The sequence below is a fragment of the Thalassotalea castellviae genome, assembly GCF_031846185.1.
Classification (GTDB): domain Bacteria; phylum Pseudomonadota; class Gammaproteobacteria; order Enterobacterales; family Alteromonadaceae; genus Thalassotalea_H; species Thalassotalea_H castellviae.
In genome coordinates, this window is sequence record NZ_JAVRIF010000004.1 from 260585 (window position 1) to 282108 (window position 21524).

14 protein-coding genes and 1 pseudogene are annotated in these 21524 nt (G+C 38.7%); 9 read left to right on the forward strand and 6 right to left on the reverse strand.

Features of this window, described 5'->3' with window-relative positions:
- Positions 1 to 39: 39 nt before the first annotated feature.
- From aptA to RM573_RS09870, 5 genes are all read left to right on the forward strand, one after another.
- On the forward strand, positions 40 to 1377 hold the full coding sequence (gene aptA, locus RM573_RS09850; RefSeq protein WP_311581038.1) for an omega-aminotransferase AptA: 1338 nt from the start codon (positions 40 to 42) through the stop codon (positions 1375 to 1377).
- 97 nt (positions 1378 to 1474) lie between these two features.
- Positions 1475 to 2965 (forward strand): CoA-acylating methylmalonate-semialdehyde dehydrogenase, encoded by a 1491-nt coding sequence (locus RM573_RS09855; protein ID WP_311581041.1) that lies wholly within the window; start codon positions 1475 to 1477, stop codon positions 2963 to 2965.
- 117 nt (positions 2966 to 3082) lie between these two features.
- Positions 3083 to 3805: a cupin domain-containing protein gene (locus RM573_RS09860; RefSeq protein ID WP_311581045.1), complete on the forward strand. Its 723-nt coding sequence runs from the start codon at positions 3083 to 3085 to the stop codon at positions 3803 to 3805.
- Positions 3792 to 5330, forward strand: coding sequence for an aldehyde dehydrogenase family protein (locus RM573_RS09865; RefSeq protein WP_311581048.1), 1539 nt, complete (start codon positions 3792 to 3794; stop codon positions 5328 to 5330). The genes RM573_RS09860 and RM573_RS09865 overlap by 14 nt, the downstream gene beginning before the upstream one ends.
- A gap of 83 nt (positions 5331 to 5413) precedes the next feature.
- Positions 5414 to 6826, forward strand: a complete 1413-nt coding sequence (locus RM573_RS09870; protein WP_311581051.1) for an NAD(P)/FAD-dependent oxidoreductase — start codon at positions 5414 to 5416, stop codon at positions 6824 to 6826.
- Positions 6827 to 7135: 309 nt separating this feature from the next.
- On the opposite strand, the gene RM573_RS09875 is transcribed toward RM573_RS09870, so the two are convergent.
- A complete protein-coding gene (locus tag RM573_RS09875; protein WP_311581054.1) occupies positions 7136 to 8428 on the reverse strand; it encodes an NAD(P)/FAD-dependent oxidoreductase in 1293 nt (430 codons plus the stop codon).
- A gap of 186 nt (positions 8429 to 8614) precedes the next feature.
- Between RM573_RS09875 and RM573_RS09880 the strand changes: the two genes are divergently transcribed.
- Positions 8615 to 10111: an aldehyde dehydrogenase gene (locus RM573_RS09880; protein WP_311581057.1), complete on the forward strand. Its 1497-nt coding sequence runs from the start codon at positions 8615 to 8617 to the stop codon at positions 10109 to 10111.
- Between the two features lie 367 nt (positions 10112 to 10478).
- Positions 10479 to 12935, forward strand: a complete 2457-nt coding sequence (locus RM573_RS09885) for a TonB-dependent receptor (protein ID WP_311581060.1) — start codon at positions 10479 to 10481, stop codon at positions 12933 to 12935.
- Between the two features lie 175 nt (positions 12936 to 13110).
- Here the strand turns inward: RM573_RS09885 and RM573_RS09890 are convergent, their stop codons facing one another.
- Complete coding sequence (locus RM573_RS09890) at positions 13111 to 13656, reverse strand: cupin domain-containing protein (protein ID WP_311581063.1); 546 nt, start codon at positions 13654 to 13656, stop codon at positions 13111 to 13113.
- A gap of 172 nt (positions 13657 to 13828) precedes the next feature.
- Here RM573_RS09890 and RM573_RS09895 point away from each other — a divergent pair, with 172 nt between their 5' ends.
- The gene (locus RM573_RS09895) at positions 13829 to 15121 is read left to right on the forward strand and encodes an NAD(P)/FAD-dependent oxidoreductase (RefSeq protein WP_311581066.1); all 1293 of its coding nucleotides are present in this window, start codon (positions 13829 to 13831) and stop codon (positions 15119 to 15121) included.
- Between the two features lie 346 nt (positions 15122 to 15467).
- Positions 15468 to 16742 (forward strand): annotated as a pseudogene (locus tag RM573_RS09900) (DUF3422 family protein).
- A 341-nt stretch (positions 16743 to 17083) separates the two neighbouring features.
- Here RM573_RS09900 and RM573_RS09905 read toward each other — a convergent pair.
- The 4 genes from RM573_RS09905 to RM573_RS09920 form a co-directional block, all read right to left on the reverse strand.
- Positions 17084 to 17935, reverse strand: a complete 852-nt coding sequence (locus tag RM573_RS09905) for a hypothetical protein (protein ID WP_311581069.1) — start codon at positions 17933 to 17935, stop codon at positions 17084 to 17086.
- 67 nt (positions 17936 to 18002) lie between these two features.
- Entirely contained in the window at positions 18003 to 19388 is a 1386-nt protein-coding gene (locus RM573_RS09910; protein WP_311581073.1) for an aspartate aminotransferase family protein, read from the reverse strand.
- A 13-nt stretch (positions 19389 to 19401) separates the two neighbouring features.
- Positions 19402 to 20754, reverse strand: a complete 1353-nt coding sequence (locus tag RM573_RS09915; RefSeq protein ID WP_311581075.1) for a glutamine synthetase family protein — start codon at positions 20752 to 20754, stop codon at positions 19402 to 19404.
- Complete coding sequence (locus RM573_RS09920; RefSeq protein ID WP_311581078.1) at positions 20747 to 21517, reverse strand: gamma-glutamyl-gamma-aminobutyrate hydrolase family protein; 771 nt, start codon at positions 21515 to 21517, stop codon at positions 20747 to 20749. Before RM573_RS09920 ends, RM573_RS09915 begins: the two co-directional genes overlap by 8 nt.
- Positions 21518 to 21524: the final 7 nt, after the last annotated feature.

Here is a 21524-nt window from a genome sequence, read left to right on the forward strand (position 1 = left end):
AGATAATAAAGTCAATGAAGTTCAATCACTGAGATACTTATGACTACTAACATTAATGATATCGGCTTAAGCCAAGCGCAATTAGACGCACATTGGATGCCATTTACCGGTAACCGTCAATTCAAAAAAGATCCTCGTATTATTGTTAGTGCAAAAGGAAATTATTATACCGACTCACAAGGTCGAAAAATATTTGATGGCTTATCTGGATTATGGACCTGTGGCGCGGGCCATAGTCGTCCTGAAATTACTGAAGCAATTAGCAAACAAGCGAAAGAATTAGACTATTCACCTGCTTTTCAGTTTGGTCATAAAAAATCATTTGAATTAGCGCATCGCATTTCGGAATTTATGCCTGAAGGGCTTAATCGTGTATTTTTCACTGGCTCAGGCTCAGAGTCAGTTGAAACCGCGTTAAAAATCGCACGTGGTTATTGGCGTAAAAAGGGTATGGCTAGCAAAACACGCTTTATTGGCCGAGCCAAAGGTTATCACGGTGTGAATTGGGGAGGAATAAGCGTCGGTGGCATTGGTCCTAATCGCACTATTTTTGGACAAGGAATAGATGCAGTACATTTACCTCATACTATGTTACCTGAAAACAAATTTTCGCAAGGTATGCCTGCTCAGGGCGTGAATTTAGCAGAAGAACTAGAAGAAATGGTGGCTTTACATGATGCTTCCAATATTGCTGCAGTAATTGTTGAGCCTCTCGCTGGTTCTGCAGGTGTGATTCCACCTCCTGTAGGTTATTTGAAACGCTTACGTGAGATTTGTGATAAACATAATATTTTATTAATTTTTGATGAGGTTATCACAGCTTTTGGCCGTATGGGTTCAAATACCGGTGCGGAAGAGTTTGGTGTAGTACCTGACATTATGACCGTAGCAAAACAATTAACTAACGGGGTTATTCCAATGGGCGCTGTAATTTCTAAACAAGAAATTTACGATACCTATATGGAAACAGGTGGACCAGATTACATGTTGGAATTACCGCATGGCTATACTTACTCAGCTCATCCTATCGCTTGTGCTGCCGGCTTAGCCTCATTAGATATTCTTGAGAGTGACAAGTTACCGCAACGCGTAAAAGAAATTTCACCACATTTTCAAGAAATGCTACATAGTTTAAAAGGCAGCAAGCATGTTAGCGATATTCGTAATTATGGTTTAGCTGGCGCTTTATCAATTGACGCTGTAGCTGGACAGCCAGCACTTCGTCCCTACGAAATATCAATGAAAATGTGGCAAAAAGGATTCTACGTTCGTTATGGCGGCGACACCATTCAATTAGGATTACCTTTTACCACCGAGGTTTCTGAAATTAGCAGTTTAATTAATGCCCTTGGCGATTCTTTAAACGAAACTAATTAATCAATAAGCTTTAAACAATTAATTGTAAATATTCAATTTAAATATCATTTACTTAATATATTTCAATATGTTAAGAATGTTAACATTAGGAAAAATCATGACAACAGTAGGCCACTTAATTAACGGTGAAACCATTACCGATAATGCACGTACACAAGATGTTTATAATCCATCAACAGGGAAAGCGACTAAAAAAGTAGCGCTTGCTTCTGTAGAAACCGTTGAAAAAGCAATTGCTGCTGCGCAAGCTGCATTTCCAGAATGGCGCAACACTCCACCCATTAAACGTGCGCGAGTGATGTTTCGTTTTAAAGAATTGTTAGAGCAAAATGCCGATCACATTTGCAAACTTATTGGTGAAGAGCATGGCAAGATCAGTCACGATGCTGCCGGTGAATTGCAACGAGGTATTGAAAATGTAGAATTCGCTTGTGGCGCACCTGAACTATTAAAGGGTGAACACAGTAAAAATGTTGGCCCAAATATTGATTCTTGGAGTGAGTTTCAACCACTAGGTGTTGTTGCTGGTATAACGCCATTTAATTTCCCTGCTATGGTACCAATGTGGATGTTTCCATTAGCGATCGTTTGCGGTAACACCTTTATTTTAAAACCATCGGAACGTGATCCAAGTTCTACTCTATATATTGCCCAGCTGTTAAAAGAAGCTGGCTTACCAGATGGAGTAATGAATGTTGTTAATGGTGATAAAGAATCTGTAGATGTTTTATTAAGTGACGAACGTATAAAAGCGGTTAGCTTTGTTGGTTCAACACCTATTGCTGAACATATTTATGCAACTGCAAATGCAAATGGTAAACGTTGTCAAGCACTTGGTGGAGCAAAAAACCATGCGATAGTTATGCCTGATGCTGATATCGATAATGCAGTTAATCAATTATTGGGCGCGGCTTTTGGATCTTCAGGTGAACGTTGTATGGCGTTATCCGTAGTTGTGGCCGTTGGCGATGAAGCAGCGGATACACTAATTGCTAAAATGCAAGAAGGCATGAAAGGATTAAGTGTTGGTGCATTTAGTGATCCGAGTAATGATTTCGGCCCTGTGATCACTCAGCAGCATAAAGAAAAAGTGATTGGCTACATTAATAGTGCTGAAGAACAAGGCGCCAAAATTGTTGTAGATGGTAGAAAGCCTAATGTTGAAGGTTATGAAGATGGTTTCTTTGTCGGAGCAACATTAATTGATAACGTTACCCAAGAAATGGAAAGCTACAAAGCTGAAATTTTTGGTCCAGTATTACAAGTGATGCGTGCTAAAACCATGGAAGAAGCAATGAAGCTTATCAACGATCATGAATATGGTAATGGTACATGTATCTTTACACGTGACGGTGAAGCGGCACGTTTCTTCTCTGATAATATTCAAGTGGGCATGGTGGGTATTAACGTGCCATTGCCTGTGCCTGTTGCATATCATAGTTTTGGTGGATGGAAACGTTCATTATTTGGTGATTTACATGCCTACGGCCCAGATGGTGTTCGCTTCTATACCAAACGTAAAACTATTACCCAACGTTGGCCGTCAAGTGGTGTACGTGAAGGGATAAGCTTCGCTTTCCCAAGCTAAATAAAATACTAAATTATTTGTTCAACGTGAAAGTTTCTTATTACTGCTTTTTTCATAGTATATGAAACTTTCATGACGAATAAAAAAAATTGCCAAAGAATAATGTAAGGGTACTGCATGTCAGAGAAAAAAATAATAAGGTTAAGTCAAACTCCACCAGAGTTTGGTGATACTCCTGACGAATTAGCACCGGAAATGTTCGTTTCAACATTGCCAATTCAACATAGTCATAGTTATTTTGAAGATGATGAACAAGGCCTATATATTGGCGTTTGGGATACTGATGACATGGTTGAAGCGGCAAACCCCTATCCTTGTGATGAGTTTATGGTAATCATTGAAGGGTCTGTTGAAATTAAAAATGTACAATCGGGGCTAAGTGAAACTGTCCATGCTGGAGAGAGCTTTGTCATTCCGAAAGGCTATAATTGTCAGTGGCGCCAACAGGGATATTTACGTAAGTTTTATGTTATTTCTGAACACCCTAATGAAATGATCCCACAACAACCTAGTTTATCAGCTATTGCAAAAATAAATTCCAAGACTCAACAAGGCAAAAACTTTTGTTATCAAGATAACAACCAGCGATTTACCGCTGGGCTAAAGGAAAATTTTATCAGTGAAGTACCGCTAACCTTAAATAGTAATAATACCTTTATTTATCTTAAAAAAGGTAGCGTCACGATAACCGAGTCTGCTGGTAAGGAACATACCTTTCGTTCGGGAGAGGCATTTTTTATTCCCGCTAATCTAGCTTGCAGTTGGTCTTTTACTGAAAATACTCTGCAACATTATGTTGAAATCACCCCTGTAAAAGTTGATCAAAATGAACGTCATTAATAATACTACAACATTAAATATTATCGCCCAATTGGCTGAAGGTGGATCTATGAGAGCAAAACACTTTATTAATGGTCAGTGGCTTGATGCCGAGTCTGATAAATCGTTTACTGTTATCAACCCTGCAACCGAGCAAGTCATTGCCCATTTACCTGCCGGAAATAAGCTTGATATAGAAAATGCGGTTTCCGCGGCAAGAACAGCATTTGATAAAGGAAATTGGTCAACATTAACGGGAAAAGAACGTAGTAAATATTTACGTAAAATAGCTGAAATTATCACGCGTCGCCTGGACGAATTATCTGCACTTGAAGTACTAGATAACGGCAAACCATTTCCTGAAGCAAAATGGGATATTGAAGACACAGCAGGTACTTTTGAATTTTACGCTAATCTAGCTGAAGAATTAGATCACAATAATGAAACAGCTATTTCATTATCTGAAGAAGGTTTTAGTTCAAAAGCGATAAAAGAACCCATCGGAGTTGCTGGGGCGATTATTCCTTGGAATTTTCCAATGTTAATGGCGGCTTGGAAAGTAGCTCCTGCACTTGCTGCAGGCTGTACTATGGTATTAAAGCCTTCAGAAGTCACTCCTCTAACGGCGCTAGCTTTAGCTGAAATATGCCAAGAAGCAGAATTACCTGCTGGGGTGTTAAACATAGTAACAGGCCTTGGCGCTGATGCTGGGCAAGCGTTAGTTGAACACCCTGAAGTAGACAAATTGGCCTTTACCGGTTCAGTACCTACAGGCTCCAAAATTATGGCAATGGCAGCTAATAATATCAAAAATGTTAGTTTAGAGCTCGGAGGAAAATCTCCCCTCGTTGTTTTTGAAGATACTGATATTGATAAAGCAGTAGAATGGATCATGTTCGGTATTTTTTGGAATCAAGGTCAGGTGTGCTCTGCTACTTCACGTGTATTAGTTGCTGAAGAAATATATCCTAAATTATTGGCAAGATTAACGCAGGAAGCTGAAAAAATAATTATCGGCAGTGGTGAAACCCATGGCGTACTTTTAGGTCCTTTAGTTAATAGAGCACAATATGACAAAGTATTAGCTGCAATTGAACGTGGTGTAAAAGAAGGTGCAACATTAGTGTGTGGTGGTGAAAGACCAAACACACATGAAAAAGGCTATTATCTCAAGCCAACTATATTAACTGATATGGCCGAAGATAGCTGGATCTGGCAAGAAGAAATATTTGGCCCTGTAGTTTGCATTAAGCCTTTTGAGAATGAGAAACAAGCCATACACATGGCCAATAACTCTCGTTTCGGTTTAGCTGCTGCAGTAATGTCAAAAGATTTGACGCGTTGTGATCGTGTAGCAAAGGCATTTCGAGCAGGTATAGTTTGGGTGAATTGCTCACAACCTACTTTCGTTGAAGCACCTTGGGGAGGCTACAAACAATCGGGTATTGGTCGAGAGCTGGGAGAATGGGGATTAAATAACTATCTCGAAACTAAACAAATCACCCGTTATGATAGCGAAAAACCTTGGGGTTGGTACCTAAAATAACGTTAATAAGATGATGCAAATAGTAATAACATCAATAAACTGCTCAAGCTATAAGCTTAAGCCGAGAAAATAAAGAGAAGTTTATGCAACAACACCTTGAAGCGTTAAAAGATTCTAAGTTTTGTCCACTGTGGCATGATCAGGATGTTCGTCCTGATGTCTTGCCAGCACTAAATGAAAACATTAGCTGTGAATTACTAATAGTGGGTGGTGGATTTACTGGGCTTTGGGCAGCATTGCAATTAAAAGAACGCCAGCCTGAAGTAGATGTTGTACTTATCGAAAAAACCTTTATATCAGATGGTTCATCAGGGCGTAATGGCGGTTTTTTAAACAGCACATTAGCACATGGGGAAAGCAATACTGAGCATCATTTTCCAGGTGAAGCAGATAAGTTATACCAACTTGGTGAGCAAAACCTTGCTGAGTTATTAGCGACATTTAAGCGGTACAATATAGACGCACGTTACGAAGAAGTTGGTGAAACAGAAGTTGCGACTAATCAAGGTTCAGTTGACGCATTACGCAAAGACTACGGAGAAGAAAAAGCGGCGGGCGATAACGTTACTTGGTATAACCAGGATGAGATACAAGCCCAAGTGAATTCTCCTACTTTTCTCGCAGGGTTGTGTCGTCGAAATGGCAAAAATGGCATTGTTGATCCTGCTCGAATTTGTTGGGGTTTAAAGCGTGTATTGCTTGAACTTGGCGTTCGGATTTTTGAAAATACACCACTTGATGAATGTAATCCTCTAGGTAATGATAAAATGCAATCTCTAAGCCTAGGTTTTACAATCACTAGTGATAAAGTATTGATGGCAACCAATGCTTATAAAAACCCTATCTCACAAGTTAATCGCGCCACTATTCCTGTTTGGGATTATCAAATTGCGACTGAACCCTTAAATCAAAAGCAACTTGCAGCAATTGGCTGGCACAAGTCTCGGCATGCGCTGGGGAATCATGCAAACATGTTCCACTATTATAGGTTTACCCAGGATAATCGAATTACTTGGGGAGGAGGCGGAGCTGTCCGCTACTATTTCAATAAAAATACCGATTTTGCAAGCTGTGCAGATATCCCTGAACGCTTTGAACAACTCTCTAAAGAATTTTTTGAAACCTTTCCACAACTTAAAGGCTTAAAGTTTACTCATAGATGGAGTGGAATTATTGCCACGTCTACTCGTTTTTGTATGGTGCCAGGGGTCACTTATAATGGTCGTTTAGCCTGGGCTGTGGGTTATACGGGTTTAGGTGTAGGAGCCTCACGTTTTGGGGCTCGTGTTGGTATAGAACTTTTGGGTTATCAACCCAGCGATATTTTAAAGATGCGATTTATCACGAAAAAACCTATGCCTTGGGCGCCTGAGCCTTTCCGTTGGTTTGGTGTTAAATTCACTCAAAATGCCTTAGTAAAAGCTGACAAAAATAACGGCAAAAGAGGCTTATGGTTAAAAATGCTTGATGCGATGAATTTAGGTTTTACCTGTTAATTTGTCATCTCATTACCACCTGAGGCTAGTACAAGTTGTATTAGCCTTCTTCAGTAGTCCATATCGCTCATTTTCCGTTTTCAATTACAAGTAAAAAGCTAGATCGTTACATTTCACACTATAGGCTTATATTTATATTTTCTTGGTTTTTGAATATAGTCAAAGATCCGTGAGCAGAGAGCGTCGTTATTGAACTTATTTTTATTTTGCAGCGCCTAAGTCAATAGCTGACTTTGACGCTGAGGTAATAATAGAACAACTTCATATTGGTGATATGCTGCTCTGGGGCCCACTTTAGTCAAAGTTCAGCTATAGCCCCAATTTATCACGTAAGCCGTAATACCAGGCGCCCATTATTACCGCCGGCACTCTAAATAAACGCCCACCTGGAAAGTTGTAATGTGGTAATTGAGCAAATACATCAAAACGTGAACTGTCGCCATGAATCGCTTCCGCTAACAATTTACCTGCGAGATGACTGGTATTAACACCATGACCACTATAGCCTTGCGTGTAATATATATTTTCACCGATACGGCCTAACTGCGGTAAACGATTTAAGGTTAATAAAAAGTCACCACCCCAAGCATAATCAATTTTATAATCTTTCATCGCAGGAAATATTTTATCCATATGAGGCTTTAAGAAGCTTTCAATACTGGCAGGATCGCCGCCACCATATGTAACTCCACCACCAAATAATAAGCGGTTATCTGCGGTAATGCGGTAGTAATCAAGTTTATAGTTTACATCCTCAACACAATATTGAGATGGAATTAATGATTGTGCAAGCGCCGCAGGTAGTATTTCTGTTGTGACAATTTGTGTACCGCAAGGCATCGATTTTTTAGCAAGTTCAGGCTGTAAGTTACCCATGTATGCATTGCCCGCTAACACAAGTTTTTTAGCGGTGACTTGCCCCTGAGCGGTTTTCACAATCACAGTTTTATCATTTGAGGCTTTCAATTCTTCTATGTTAAGTACTTTTGACTGCTCAAAAACTTTACCGCCAATTTTTACTAACGCGGCAGCTTCTCCTAATGCCAATTTCAATGGATGAATATGACCGCAATGTTCATCTACTAAACCACCAACATAGGCATTGGTATCAACAATGTTTTTAATCGATGATTGATCCACTAACGTGAGTTTATCATTACCATAATGCTGCCACAGCTTTTGCTTTTGTTCTAAACCTTTAAGCTGTTTGTCAGTAAAAGCAGCGAAGAATCCACCTTGCTTATAATCACAATCAATGTTGTAACGTTTGATCAAGTCACGAATACAGTCGGCGCCTTCAAAGGCCATCCCTCCCAAAGCCTCAGCTGTTTGTAAGCCATAATGTTTTTCAATATGATCAATATCACGACTAAAGCTATTCACCAGTTGACCACCATTACGACCTGAAGCACCATAACCTATCTTTGCGCCTTCAAGCAGAACCACTTGATAGCCTTTCTCTTGTAATGCGATGGCAGTCGCTAAACCACTATACCCTCCGCCAACAACACAGATATCTGCCGTTAGCGATTCAGCTAATGCAGGATAATCAACTTCTCTATTGGCCGAAGCAGCATAATATGAGTCAGGATAAACGATCATAGTGACCTCTTTAGCGTTTTATATATTGAACATTTTGGCAGTTTATGACATTAAATTAGCAATTGATAGTATATTTTAACCAAATCGTTCAATAAAATTGATTTAGTGTAAAATATATTGAATGTTTGGCCGCTTTTAGTTAATTTAGCTGCACGAGATATAAATCCTTAACTTTAGGAGTCTGTGATGAGCATAAAAGATTTAGCTTACTGGCAGCAACGAGCAGAAACAATATCGATAGAAGGCCGAGCTTTTATCAATGGACAATATATTGAAGCGGTGAACAAACAAACCTTTGATAGCGTTAGTCCTATTGATAATCGCAAATTAACCAATGTCGCTTATTGTGAACAGGCGGACGCTGACATAGCTGTAAAGGCTGCTCGTCAGTCATTTGAAAGTGGTGTTTGGTCAAAAGCCGCCCCAGCAAAACGTAAAGCCGTTCTATTAGCATTTGCTGATTTAATTGAACAACATAAAGAAGAGTTAGCCCTTTTAGAAACATTAGATATGGGCAAGCCTATTGCTGATTCTTTAGCTGTAGATTTAGCGGGCACACTTCGTTGTATCCGTTGGAGTGCGGAAGCCATAGATAAAATTTATGATGAAGTAGCACCAACACCGGATAATGAATTAGGCATGGTTACTCATGAACCCTGTGGTGTGGTTGCTGCAATTGTACCGTGGAATTTTCCTTTGCAAATGGCAAGTTGGAAGCTAGGACCTGCACTCGCCGCCGGCAATAGTGTCATTTTGAAGCCCTCAGAGAAATCTCCGTTAACCGCGATTAAATTAGCTGCTTTAGCAAAAGAAGCGGGGATCCCTGATGGGGTATTAAATGTTTTGCCCGGCTATGGACATATTATTGGTAAAGCCCTTGCTCTACATATGGACATTGATACGCTGGTCTTCACTGGCTCTACTGCGATTGCAAAACAACTAATGATCTACGCTGGCGAGTCAAATATGAAACGTGTATGGAGTGAAGCAGGCGGTAAAAGTCCCAATATTGTTTTTGCAGACGCCCCTAATTTGGATGAGGCGGCACAAGCTGCAGCTGGCGCTTTTTGCTTTAATCAAGGGGAAGTTTGTACCGCAGGAACACGTTTATTAGTTGAAGCGAGTATAAAAGATGAATTTATCGCTAAAGTAGTCAACGCAGTCAAAACTTGGGTGCCAGGAAACCCGTTAGATCCAAAGACCAATGTCGGTGCCATTGTTGATCAAACCCAATATAAACGCATATTGAACTATATCTCCATCGGTAAAGAACAAGGAGCTAAGCTCAGTATTGGCGGAGAAGCTGTTGAGCCAATTGAAAACGGTTACTACATTAGCCCTACAGTATTCTCTGATGTGAACAACAATATGGATATTGCCCAAGAGGAGATATTTGGCTCAGTACTTTCAGTGATCACTTTTAATGATGAAGAAGAAGCTGTTGCAATTGCTAATGATACCCCTTATGGCTTAGCTGCAGGTATTTGGACATCAAACTTTTCACGTGCACATAAAATGGCAAAAGCCATTCGAGCAGGCTCTGTTTGGGTTAACCAGTGGGATGGTGGAGATATGACCGCACCATTTGGCGGCTTTAAACAGTCAGGTAATGGTCGAGATAAATCACATCATGCTTTTAGTAAATACACAGAAATTAAAGCAACTTGGATGAAGCTTAACTAGTTTTTCTTAATCTACCGATGTTAATTTAAGTGCTTACTCATCAATAATGAGCAAGCACTTTTGTTTTTTGTAAAAAAAATAAAACGATTTCGTACTGCTGAACAATTTATTCACCATACAAACCAACCCTTCAGACCAAACAATAAAACCATTATTTAACAACATACTAGACCAACAACCCCCTACTTCCCTATGTCAACAGTAAATTATTCTCAACACGGTGGCGAATAAAAATTACACAAATATGCGTTTTTTGTTTGATTTATTTTACACGGTATGTATTATCGATAATAACAAAACAATAAAAACGCCTAAGAGCTACCCTTCTGAAGGTGATTACTAACATTAATAGGGAAAGTAGAAGTCTATGAATTATCGTAAATCATTACTCGCACTAACGGTGTCATCCATTTTAACCAATTCTGGGGTAATCGCAGCAGAACAAGCTAATGATGAAAGCTCAGTCGAAAAAAAAGCTAAGACTGATTATGAAGTTATTGTCGTTACACAAAAAAGAGTACAAACACTGAGAGATGTACCTGTCTCAGTAAGTGCCTTTGGTGAAGATTTCATTAATGACTTCAATGTAACCAATGCGGTTGACTTAGCTAAATATACCCCTGGTTTAAATGGTGGTAGTGATAACGACAGTTACATAGATACCATTGGTATTCGTGGGATTACAACTGCAGATTACGGCATAGGTGGTGATGCCTCAATTGGTTTGTATTTAGATGGTGTTTATCAAGGTCGAAGTGGTGGCTCACTTTCTAGCTTTTTTGATATGTCACGTGTAGAGGTAGCTAAAGGACCACAAGGTACTCTCTTTGGCCGAAATGCGGCTTCAGGTGCTATTAGTATGTATACCAATGAAGCTATTGACGACACAGAAGGAAGTATCGACTTTGGCATTGGTAGTGACAACATGATGGAAGTCACTGGCGTATATAATACAACACTAAGTGATAATGCTTTTATCCGTATTGCAGGCTACCACCAGTCACAAGACAGTTATATTGATAATAATGTCGGCGGTACTTTACGCGATAAAGAAGTTGACGCGTTTCGAGTCAATTTTACTTACGACGGTTGGCAAGACAGCTTATTGAAAGTAAGTGTTAATTACGAAGATCGTGACATGGATGGCGGCGTTTGGCGCTCAATTTGGACTGAAGGCGATAAGCGAGCTGTATCAAGTGATTTAGGCGAGGAAGGTCACGATATTGCTGAAGTCTTTGCTACTACGGTTGATTTTACTCATGAATTTGACAGCGTCACTTTCTTTTCTCAAACAGCGATTAAAAGCAATGAATGGAATTATTTAGAAGATTACGATGGTACCGCTATGCCATTAGGTAATTATTCTCAAAATGATGACAATGAATACATGAGCCAAGAATTTAGAATTACCTCAAATACTGATTCAGATATATTTTGGTTTATTGGGGTGAATGTCTACGAAGAAAAAGTAAAATCTTACTTTTACAATGGTTATGACGATGATGCATTTTGTGCACAATTACCTAATTTAGAAGAATGGGAGCAACCACTAGATTCTCATACTAGCCAACCAGAAAATTACTATACCGATTGTCATGAATTTATGGTTGATGGTTGGTTTGGTTTAGATCCTGTTTACGATGCAGAAATAATTGCAGAGCTTGTTGAATACGGAGAAATTCCTGCTCCAGGTGCCGGCGTAAAGGGTATGCGTGAAGAAGTTTTTGCTCGTGGTACAAACTCAGGTTATGGCATTTATGGTGACGTAACATGGTCAATGTCTAAGGCAACTGACATTACCATTGGCGGCCGTTACTCTTATGATAAAAAAGAATTCGCGCTAAACCTTCCTGAGCCTGATGGCTGGTTAGGACATTATTGGTTAGTGGGCGGACATACCGACGGAGAGTGGCTTGACGCTGAACAAGATTGGTCAGAGTTTACTCCGCGTGTCGCACTGAGCCATCAACTTAATGAAGATGTCAATCTTTACGCTAACTACTCCCGAGGTTACAAAGCAGGTGGTTACAATACCTTCGCCTTCAATCTTGATTATAAAGATTGGACCGGTTGGGATGTAGATGAAGAATGGTTTAGTGGAGAGCCTGATGGTGTAATTGATGAAATAGATGAAGGCTTTTGGTTGTCAGAATTATACGGTGGTGCAATTCCACAAGGCTCTGAATTAGCAAGCTTTGAGCCTGAAATTGTTGATAGCTATGAGATAGGCTTAAAAGGTGACTTTTTTGATAACTCAGTAAAGGTCAATATTGGCGCGTATTTTTATGATTACCAAGATTTCCAAGGGCAGTTTGCTCAAAATGGTGGGGCAGTAATTAAAAACATTGGTCAAGCGGAAGGTAAGGGTGTTGAGTTTGACGTGACCTACCTGCCAACAGACAATTTAAGGTTATTTATTGCTACGGCGATACAAGATTCAGAAGTAAAAGAGGGTGAAGGTTTAAGTGGTGAATCTTTAGTGGGTAAAAAATTATCGACTCCAGATGTAACCTTTAGCTTTTTGGGAAGTTATTATTGGGCTAGTGAAGATGATTATGATTTTACGGCACAACTTTCTTATACTTGGCAAAGTGAAACAATGGGTGAAGAGTTTATGAATGGAAGCGAAATTTATGCACTTGACTCTTATGGCTTAATTGGTGCGCAATTTAGTGTCGAAAAGAACCGTTGGAAGTTATCAGCTTATATTGATAATTTAACCGATGAAGAATACTACGACGCGAGTGTTGCAGATACAGGTATTAGCAACTTTGGCATTGGCCGCGGCATCAATGGCGGCATAAACGTTAAATACTCTTTCTAATAAATTACTAGGCGGAAACCTCCCACCGCTGAAATTTAAGGCCTTTATCGTTTAGATAAAGGCCTTTTTATTACCGCCTAAAAAGGTACTTATCAACCTCATCAAAAGAATGCCCAGCGAAAAAAACTCAATGGATTTTCATCTATTGAGTTTTAACAAGGAAAATAAGCAGAAATTAGAAGTTTGCTGGTGTTGTTGCACTAATGATTTTGCAAACTTTCTTAAAAGGGTTTCTAAAACGATGTGGTTTATTATTATCAAAGTAATAGCTATCGCCTTTACTTAATACAAAAACTTCATTACCAACAGTTAATTCAATTTTCCCCTCTAATATGTAACCACCTTCTTCCGCATCATTTTCTAACATCTCTGTACCAGTGTCAGCTTCTGAGGGATAGGTTTCAACTAAAAAGGTCATTTGTCGATTAGGAAATGCTTTCCCTACCAAGTGCATATGAACATCATCAGAACCAATATCAATTAACTCATCAGGAGAGTAGATAACTTGTTGCGTAAGTTCAGATTCTTCTTCAGCGAAAAAATCAACTAAAGAAATAGGAATGCCATTTAATACTTTTTTGAGTGAACTGATTGAAGGGCTAACACTGTTTTTTTCAATCATTGAAATTGTACTATTAGTTACACCAGCCTTTTTAGCTAATTCACGTTGCGATAAATTATTAAAAAGCCTTACTGCTTTTAGTCGGGCACCTACGTCCAAATCAATATCCTTAAAAGTATTTGCTAGGTAATTAAGCTCAATATATCTGCGTCAGTTAAATAAAGCAATTGTGTTCAATATTTTACTCATTTATCTAGACATTTGAGCTAAATTTGCTAATGTGTTTGATATATTTTACGGTTTAAGTGTTATATTTTACAAGGAAAATACAATGTCAGCAATACATAGCGACAGTTATCCACATTCCTACTATTTCTCAACAATGAATCATGCATCCTCGTATCCACATTTGTCAGAAGCTATTGAAGCGGATGTTTGTATTGTTGGCGGTGGTTTTAGTGGTATAGCTAGCGCTGTTGAATTAGCTGAGCGCGGATTTAATGTTGTATTGTTAGAGGCTAAGAAAATTGCTTGGGGGGCATCTGGTAGAAATGGCGGACAAATGATCCGCGGCATAGGCCATGACTTATCAGCCTTCAAAAAACAAATCGGTCATGAAGGCGTTGATGCTATCAGCCAAATGGGCTTTGAAGCAAATCAAGTGGTTATTGATCGCATTACTAAATATAACATCAAATGTGACTTAACCATGGGTTACTGTGATTTAGCTACTCGTACTAAAGATATGCATAGTCTAGAGCAAGACTATGAGCTCTTATCAAAAGGGAGTTATGGAGTAAAAGTTGAGTTATTAGATCAACAACAATTACATCAACAGGTTGTCGGTTCTCAACGCTTTATCGGAGGTTTAACCGATGTAGGTAGTGGTCATTTACACCCATTAAACCTGTGCTTAGGAGAAGCGAAAGTTGCGCATGAACTCGGTGTCAGGCTATTTGAAAACTCACAAGTTATTAAGATAGAAAAAGGTGAAACAATCGTTGTTCATACCGAACATGGTAGAGTAAAAGCAAAACAAATGATCTTGGCAGGAAATGCATATTTAGGTGAATTAGTTCCTAAAATTTCAGGAAAAATACTACCGGCAGGCAGTTATATTATTGCCACTGAACAATTACCGGAGGACCTTCATCAAGCTATTTTACCGAATAACCATGCCGTTTGTGATATGAAAATTGATTTAGATTATTTTCGATTATCGGCCGATAAACGCCTACTTTTTGGTGGCATGTGTAATTATTCAGGTCGAGATCCTAAGGATATAAAAGCGGCATTACACCCAAAAATGTTAAAGGTTTTTCCTGAACTTTCAAATATTAAAATCGATTTCCAATGGGGAGGGATGATAGGTATTGGCGCTAATCGCTTACCGCAGATAGGTCGATTAACTCCTAATATTTATTATGCTCAAGCCTATTCCGGCCATGGTGTGAATGTGACTCATATGGCAGCAAAATTATTGGCCCAAGCCATTAGCGGAAATTCTCAAGAATTTGAGTACTTTAATGAAGTTAAACATATGACGTTTCCTGGAGGCAGGCATTTGCGATCACCTTTACTCGCATTAGGTATGATGTATCACAAAATGATAGATGCCTTTTAACCACAACCCGATAATCGCTTAACTTATACTCAAATGAAAAAATATCTAATAGTTAAATGTTAACGCCAAGCAAATCGAAAAACGGCAATGTTATTTGGTAGTTTTTCCTGCGTCGAGCGCTGGCAAATGAGGAATATTGGCTGTCTTAAAGATGAGAATAAGCCGATTTAGTAGTCAAAGCTAAATACTGATTTGAGCTCGGTTAAAGCAACACTCATAAGATAAAAATAATGAAAACCATATTAAGTGGTAAATCCGTTTATCAACGTACTGAACCATTAATACCGTAAATAATAGTAATAAAGGCAAAATCATGACAGCTTTAGTTAATTCAACATTAAATACCATGTCGAGCCACCCTTTACGTGAAACGTTATATAACGAGTTGCATAATCGCCCTTTTCAGTCAATATCAAACCCTACACAAATTACGCATATTGCTATCCAGCATGAAGGTAAATTAAAGCATGCAGAACATAGCTTTCTATCGCTTTTATGCAATCGATTTCAAGTCAATACCCCTGCCACAACTATGCCGTGCTTTTATCAAAATTTTGGTTTATTTCGTTTGCGTTGGGAACGTCATATGGAATATTAAACCTATACCATTATTCATGAAGCACCATTAACGAATTCGCCGTTTGTTAAAAATGCAATAGACTATGTGCCTAGCGATTGGCTTGAACACATGCCAGGAAAAGTTGTTGCCGCGTTGCATCTTGTTATTGAGCCTCAAACAAGTGAAACAGATAAAAATATTAATCAGTTTTTTGATAATATGCGACTAATTGCAAGTGCCCCATACAATGGTTTAGCGCAAGTTTGGACATCCTATAAATTGCATGATGATGGTTTTGGGCGGTTCTTAGTTTTTGAAAACACTTTGTCTGCTGAACAGCTAGGACGATTAATACAACAACTGTTGCAATTAGATACATACCGCTTAATGGCTACGTTAGGCTTGCCTTTAGCACAAGCCATTAACAGCGAGTTAAATCAGCTAGATATACAGTTAAAACAAGTTACAGCTTGTATCGCACAAGACAATGCAAGTGATGATAGAATACTGCTGGCACAAGTATCGGCTATTGCTGCGAAAGTTGAAGATTTTCGTAGCCAAAGCAACTACCGTTTTTCTGCCACTAATGCCTATCATGACGTGGTATTACAACGTATGGATGAGCTAAAGGAGCATGAAATTTCGGGTCATATGACCTTACAAGAATTTTTAATGCGAAGAATAACACCCGCCGTAAAAACCTGCCGAACGGCAGCAAACCATCTTGAGGATATTTCACGCCGAGTGAGCCGTGCAAGTGACTTACTTAGAACCCGTGTTGAAATGATGTTACAAGAGCAAAATCAAAAACTACTAAAATCAATGAATCGTTGGGCTCATGTGCAAATGCGCTTACAACAAACCGTAGAAGGCTTGTCAGTTGCTGCGATTAGCTATTATGGTATTCAGTTATTTGAAACGGCGTTAAATTCATTTAGTGCGTTTGGTGTTGAAGTGAACCATAAACTTGTTACCGGTATTGCAGTGCCGCTGGTTGTTGTTAGTGTGTTTTTAGGTACAAGGCTTATTCATCATAAGCTCATGAAGAATATTGATGAATAGTGACGTCTAACGCACTGCTATTTGTGAAAGTATGAATTTACCAGCGCAAATGGTTGTCATATATTTTTTGAAACTTATCACTTTCTGTTAGTTTTTTCAGATCGATATAAAATCGTCTCGAAAATTTTTGCTGTAAATACTGAGTAATAATCACTCGGTTCACATTTAGTGAATGTTATATTCATCAACTTTATTCATTACAATTTCATTGCTTTTTTTGATTAAAATGAAACCAAATAAACTTAGCTTCAATATTGTGACTTCTTCTGAGGATTTGATTGCACTGGCTGCTATTCGTTCGACAACAATAGCAACCAGTAAATACAAATAATTAAGTAATATTAGCGTATGTTGCTTTGATTATTTCGCTCGGCAACTTCTGCTTGCCATTCGAATATATTCATTTCAATTAAAACAAATGCAACAATCCATAAAAAAGCATCCCAAAATTCAAGGAAATTCCCTGTTACGCCCCAATAAATAGCAGCCATGAGTAGAATACTATAAATCGTAACTTTCACGAATCGATTGTATTTTTCCCAAAATTTACTGGAAATATTACCTAATTGAGTTTGCACATCAACTTCAAGCATTACCACGACACAAACCCAAGCTGAAGCATTTAATAGATCAACCCAAGCTAACATCTTTGTCTCTTGTAATGTATTGGCATCAACAATAACTTTAAAAGGAGTATGAGCATAAAACGCTGTATTAGCGGTAGATAAGGTTTTACAAGTTTCAGCGGTTATCTCATTATAAACATTGAGGGTTTCCATAAACTTCCATTCTTTTACCAAACTACATATATCTGTTATCTGATGAGGTACGAATTGGCCAATCAGTCCAACCTTAGTCATATACCCATAAAGTGAATATAAGATAAAAATATAACAAAAAGCGCGAATACCATGGATTGTCTTTTTGGTAGCCCCAACCAGTTTTGAGTCATCAATTACATAGGTTTCTAACTCAAATAAAAGGAGTAAAACTAGCCATGCAGCGGTATCAATTGTTGAAGAAAAAGCTTCGATAATATTATCTAGCGTTATGCCTGAAGCAAAGACTACTTTACTTGCCAACCATTCTTCTCGAAAAAATAAATAAACATTGATCGCTAATAAGGTATACACCAAGTATTTAAATGCCTGATAACCCCATTGATGAAAATGTTTTTTGATAACTTGATTCATATAAACGTTCACCTATTGCTTTTAAAACATATAAGCCGCTAATGTTTAGCGGCTTATATGAATAACTTTAAAGTAAATTGAAGTACTTAGCTGTTTCATCTAAGGTTTTAACTGCTTTTTCTACTAATTCATCAATTTCTGCTTTGGTGATCACTAATGGCGGAGAAATAATCATAGTATCTCCACAAGGGCGCATAATAAGTCCATTTGCCATTGAAAAATCTCGACAAATACCGCCTGCTTTAGCGTCAGGTGCTATACGTTCCTTGGTGTCTTTGTTTTTAACTAACTCAAGACCCGCTACCATACCTAAACCACGAGTTTCGCCAACAATAGGGTGAGCAGCTAATTCTTGCCATCTTTTTTGTAAATAAGGTGAGGTATCATTTTTAACCCGCTCAATAACCCCTTCAGACTCTAATAATTCAATATTTTTAAGTGCTACTGCTGCTGCAACTGGGTGGCCTGAATACGTAAAGCCATGATTAAAATCACCGCCCTTTTCAATTAACGTATGAGCGACTCGGTCACCAACAATGACACCACCAATTGGTAAGTAACCAGAAGACAAGCCTTTAGCAATAGGCATAAGATCAGGTTTTAAATCATAATACTGACTAGCAAACCATTCACCGGTACGGCCAAAGCCAGAAATAACTTCATCAACCACTAGCAATATATCGTATTTGGCTAAAATTCGTTTGATCTCAGGCCAATAACTTGCAGGAGGAACAATTACGCCACCAGCCCCCTGAAAGGGTTCAGCAATAAAAGCGGCTATATTGTTCTCACCTATTTCTAAAATTTTAGTTTCAAGGCTTTGTGCCGCTTTTATGCCAAAGGCTTCTTGTGTATCGTCTCCACCTTCTTTGAAATAATAAGGCTGGTCAATATGAGATATGCCTTCAATCGGCAAATCACCTTGTTCATGCATATACCCCATACCGCCAAGACTTGCGCCCACGACAGTTGAACCATGATAAGCATTTTTACGACTGATGAACTGCTTTTTAGTTGGCTGACCTTTTAGATCCCAAAAACGGCGCACCATTCTAAAAATGGTATCGTTTGCTTCAGAACCCGAGCCAGTAAAAAATACTTTATTCATATGCGTAGGTGCAAGTGAGGCTATTTTTTCAGCTAACTTTGCTGCAGGTGCGTGAGTCGTTTTAAAAAATAAATTGTAATAAGGCAGTTCTTTCATTTGCTTGGTGGCAACGTCAACTAATTCTTGACGACCATAGCCGATATTAACGCACCAAAGCCCTGCCATCGCATCAAGTAATTTATTGCCATTGTCATCATAAATATAAACACCGTGGGCTTTATTGATCACTCTAGAGCCATGTTCAGCTAGCTCTTTATTATTGCTAAAAGGGGAGAAATGATGTTTTATATCTTTGGTTTGAATATCGTTAAAGCTTGCCGCTTTATTTGTTAAAGTATCGCTCATGCTCAATCCCCCGTTACACTGTGGTTAATAAATAATGTCGTTCCCACGAAGTTACTACACTTTTAAATTTATTGTATTCCGCTTGTCTGGTTGCCAAAAAACCATCAACGAAATTTTCCCCCAAATACTCTCTAATCGTTTCGCTGTTTTTCATTAACTCAATGGATGCTTCTATATTCTGTGGGATTTGATCATTTCGCTCTTTATTAGCTTTATGAGAAGTTTCTGCTGACGGTTGAGTTTTTTCCATCATGCCGATATATCCACAAATGAGCGTAGCAGCAATGGCTAAATAAGGATTAGCATCCGCACCCGGCAAGCGGTTCTCTACACGTTTCGCTATGGGTGGGGCATCTGGTACTCGTAAACCTACTGTTCGATTTTCAATACCCCAATGCAGATTAGTTGGTGTTGCTTGGTCTGCTAAAAAACGGCGATAAGAATTTACATTAGGTGCGAACATTGGCATGACTTGTCCAGTGTATTTTTGCAAACCGCCTAAGTAATGGTAAAACGCTTCACTAAATCCTGAGTCATTGTTTTCATCAGAAAAAATATTTTTACCGCTATCGATATGAACAATACTTTGATGAATATGCATAGCACTGCCCGGTTGATCAGAGATAGGCTTAGCCATAAAAGTCGCGGTAATGCCATGTTTTTCCGCTGCCGCTTTTACGGTACGTTTAAAAACAAAAACTTGGTCGGCTAAGTTAATAGGGTCACCATGATTAAAATTAAACTCGAACTGAGCTCGCCCTTCTTCATGAACCACTATATCAAGCTCTAAGCCCTGCTCTTTAGCCCATTTGTAGATGTCTTTTAACAGGAAATCAAATTCACTAATCGCATCAATTCCAAATGATTGACGCCCAATTTCTGCCCTTCCCGACTGACCTAATGGCGCTTCTAATATCTGATTTGAATCTGTGGTAGTTTTCGTTAAATATAACTCCATTTCTGGTGCAATTACTGCCTTCCACCCCTTATTTGCATAAAGTTCTACTACCTTTTTTAATAGGTTGCGTGGCGATAAATCAATATCTTTATCTTGATGGTCAACACAATCATGAATAATCATTGCTGTTGGTTCATCAGCCCATGGCAACATAAAACAAGCATTAGCATCTGGTTTTAAAATCATATCAATATCTCGTTCATCTGCTAAGGTATATAGATACTTACTTTCCACCAAATCACCCGTTGCTCCCATCAATAAAATGGTTTCACCTAAACGGCAGCCGCCATCTTCTATAAATTTCTCAACAGGAAAAACTTTCCCCCTAGCAATGCCGGTATGATCACCTATCAAACATTGCACGTGTTTTACGTTATGTTCTGCTAACCATTGAATTATTTTATCCATTATTATTTCTCGCTGTTTGTCTAGCCTTACAAGCGGTGCCAAAGGCCGCAAAAAGTTTTCTATTTTTATTGTTTTTTGCTACTTTCCATTCTGGATGCCACTGTACCGCCATTGAAAATACTTTAGCGTTAGTCACTGAAAAAGCTTCACATAATCCATCTTCACTCATGGCTTCAATCGTTAAGTTATCCGCCAATTTATCAACGCCTTGCGTATGCAAAGAGTTCACCTTCACTGTCTCAGTTTCCATTATTTTTGACAACTGACCGTCTGGCATTAATTTGACTTGATGGCAATCAGCATATTGTTCATCTAAGGAGAGACTTTTATTTTCTCTGTGTTCTTGAAATATTTTTTGCTCATGAAGTTGTTGATGCAAAGTACCGCCAAAAGCAACATTCATTTCTTGAAAACCACGACATATGCCAAAGATAGGAACACCGTTTGTTATCGCTTGTTTGATTAGCCCGAAACTTGTTTTATCTCTAGCTATATCTAGCTTCGTACCTTCAATAGCCTCAGTTTCTTGATAGTTCAAAGGGTCGACCATTGAATAGCCGCCAGGTAGCAATATACCGTCGATAGATGTTAACAAATCCTCAAAACGGGTTTGCTCAGCCATTGCAGGAATGAGAATAGGAATACAGCCGGCAGCATCAATAATCGCTTGTATGTATTTATTGCCTGTCATATGAAAAGGATGTGGCCCAACTTGTTCAAGATCACATAAAATGCCAACAACAGGTAAGTTATCTTTTTCCATAGTATAT

Bases quoted from the DNA above. Each gene is read 5' to 3' on its own strand.
- aptA (WP_311581038.1), top strand. From the start codon at position 40: ATGACTACTAACATTAATGATATCGGCTTAAGCCAAGCGCAATTAGAC.
- RM573_RS09855 (WP_311581041.1), top strand. From the start codon at position 1,475: ATGACAACAGTAGGCCACTTAATTAACGGTGAAACCATTACCGATAAT.
- RM573_RS09860 (WP_311581045.1), top strand. From the start codon at position 3,083: ATGTCAGAGAAAAAAATAATAAGGTTAAGTCAAACTCCACCAGAGTTT.
- RM573_RS09865 (WP_311581048.1), top strand. From the start codon at position 3,792: ATGAACGTCATTAATAATACTACAACATTAAATATTATCGCCCAATTG.
- RM573_RS09870 (WP_311581051.1), top strand. From the start codon at position 5,414: ATGCAACAACACCTTGAAGCGTTAAAAGATTCTAAGTTTTGTCCACTG.
- RM573_RS09875 (WP_311581054.1), bottom strand. From the start codon at position 8,428: ATGATCGTTTATCCTGACTCATATTATGCTGCTTCGGCCAATAGAGAA.
- RM573_RS09880 (WP_311581057.1), top strand. From the start codon at position 8,615: ATGAGCATAAAAGATTTAGCTTACTGGCAGCAACGAGCAGAAACAATA.
- RM573_RS09885 (WP_311581060.1), top strand. From the start codon at position 10,479: ATGAATTATCGTAAATCATTACTCGCACTAACGGTGTCATCCATTTTA.
- RM573_RS09895 (WP_311581066.1), top strand. From the start codon at position 13,829: ATGTCAGCAATACATAGCGACAGTTATCCACATTCCTACTATTTCTCA.
- RM573_RS09905 (WP_311581069.1), bottom strand. From the start codon at position 17,935: ATGAATCAAGTTATCAAAAAACATTTTCATCAATGGGGTTATCAGGCA.
- RM573_RS09910 (WP_311581073.1), bottom strand. From the start codon at position 19,388: ATGAGCGATACTTTAACAAATAAAGCGGCAAGCTTTAACGATATTCAA.
- RM573_RS09915 (WP_311581075.1), bottom strand. From the start codon at position 20,754: ATGGATAAAATAATTCAATGGTTAGCAGAACATAACGTAAAACACGTG.
- RM573_RS09920 (WP_311581078.1), bottom strand. From the start codon at position 21,517: ATGGAAAAAGATAACTTACCTGTTGTTGGCATTTTATGTGATCTTGAA.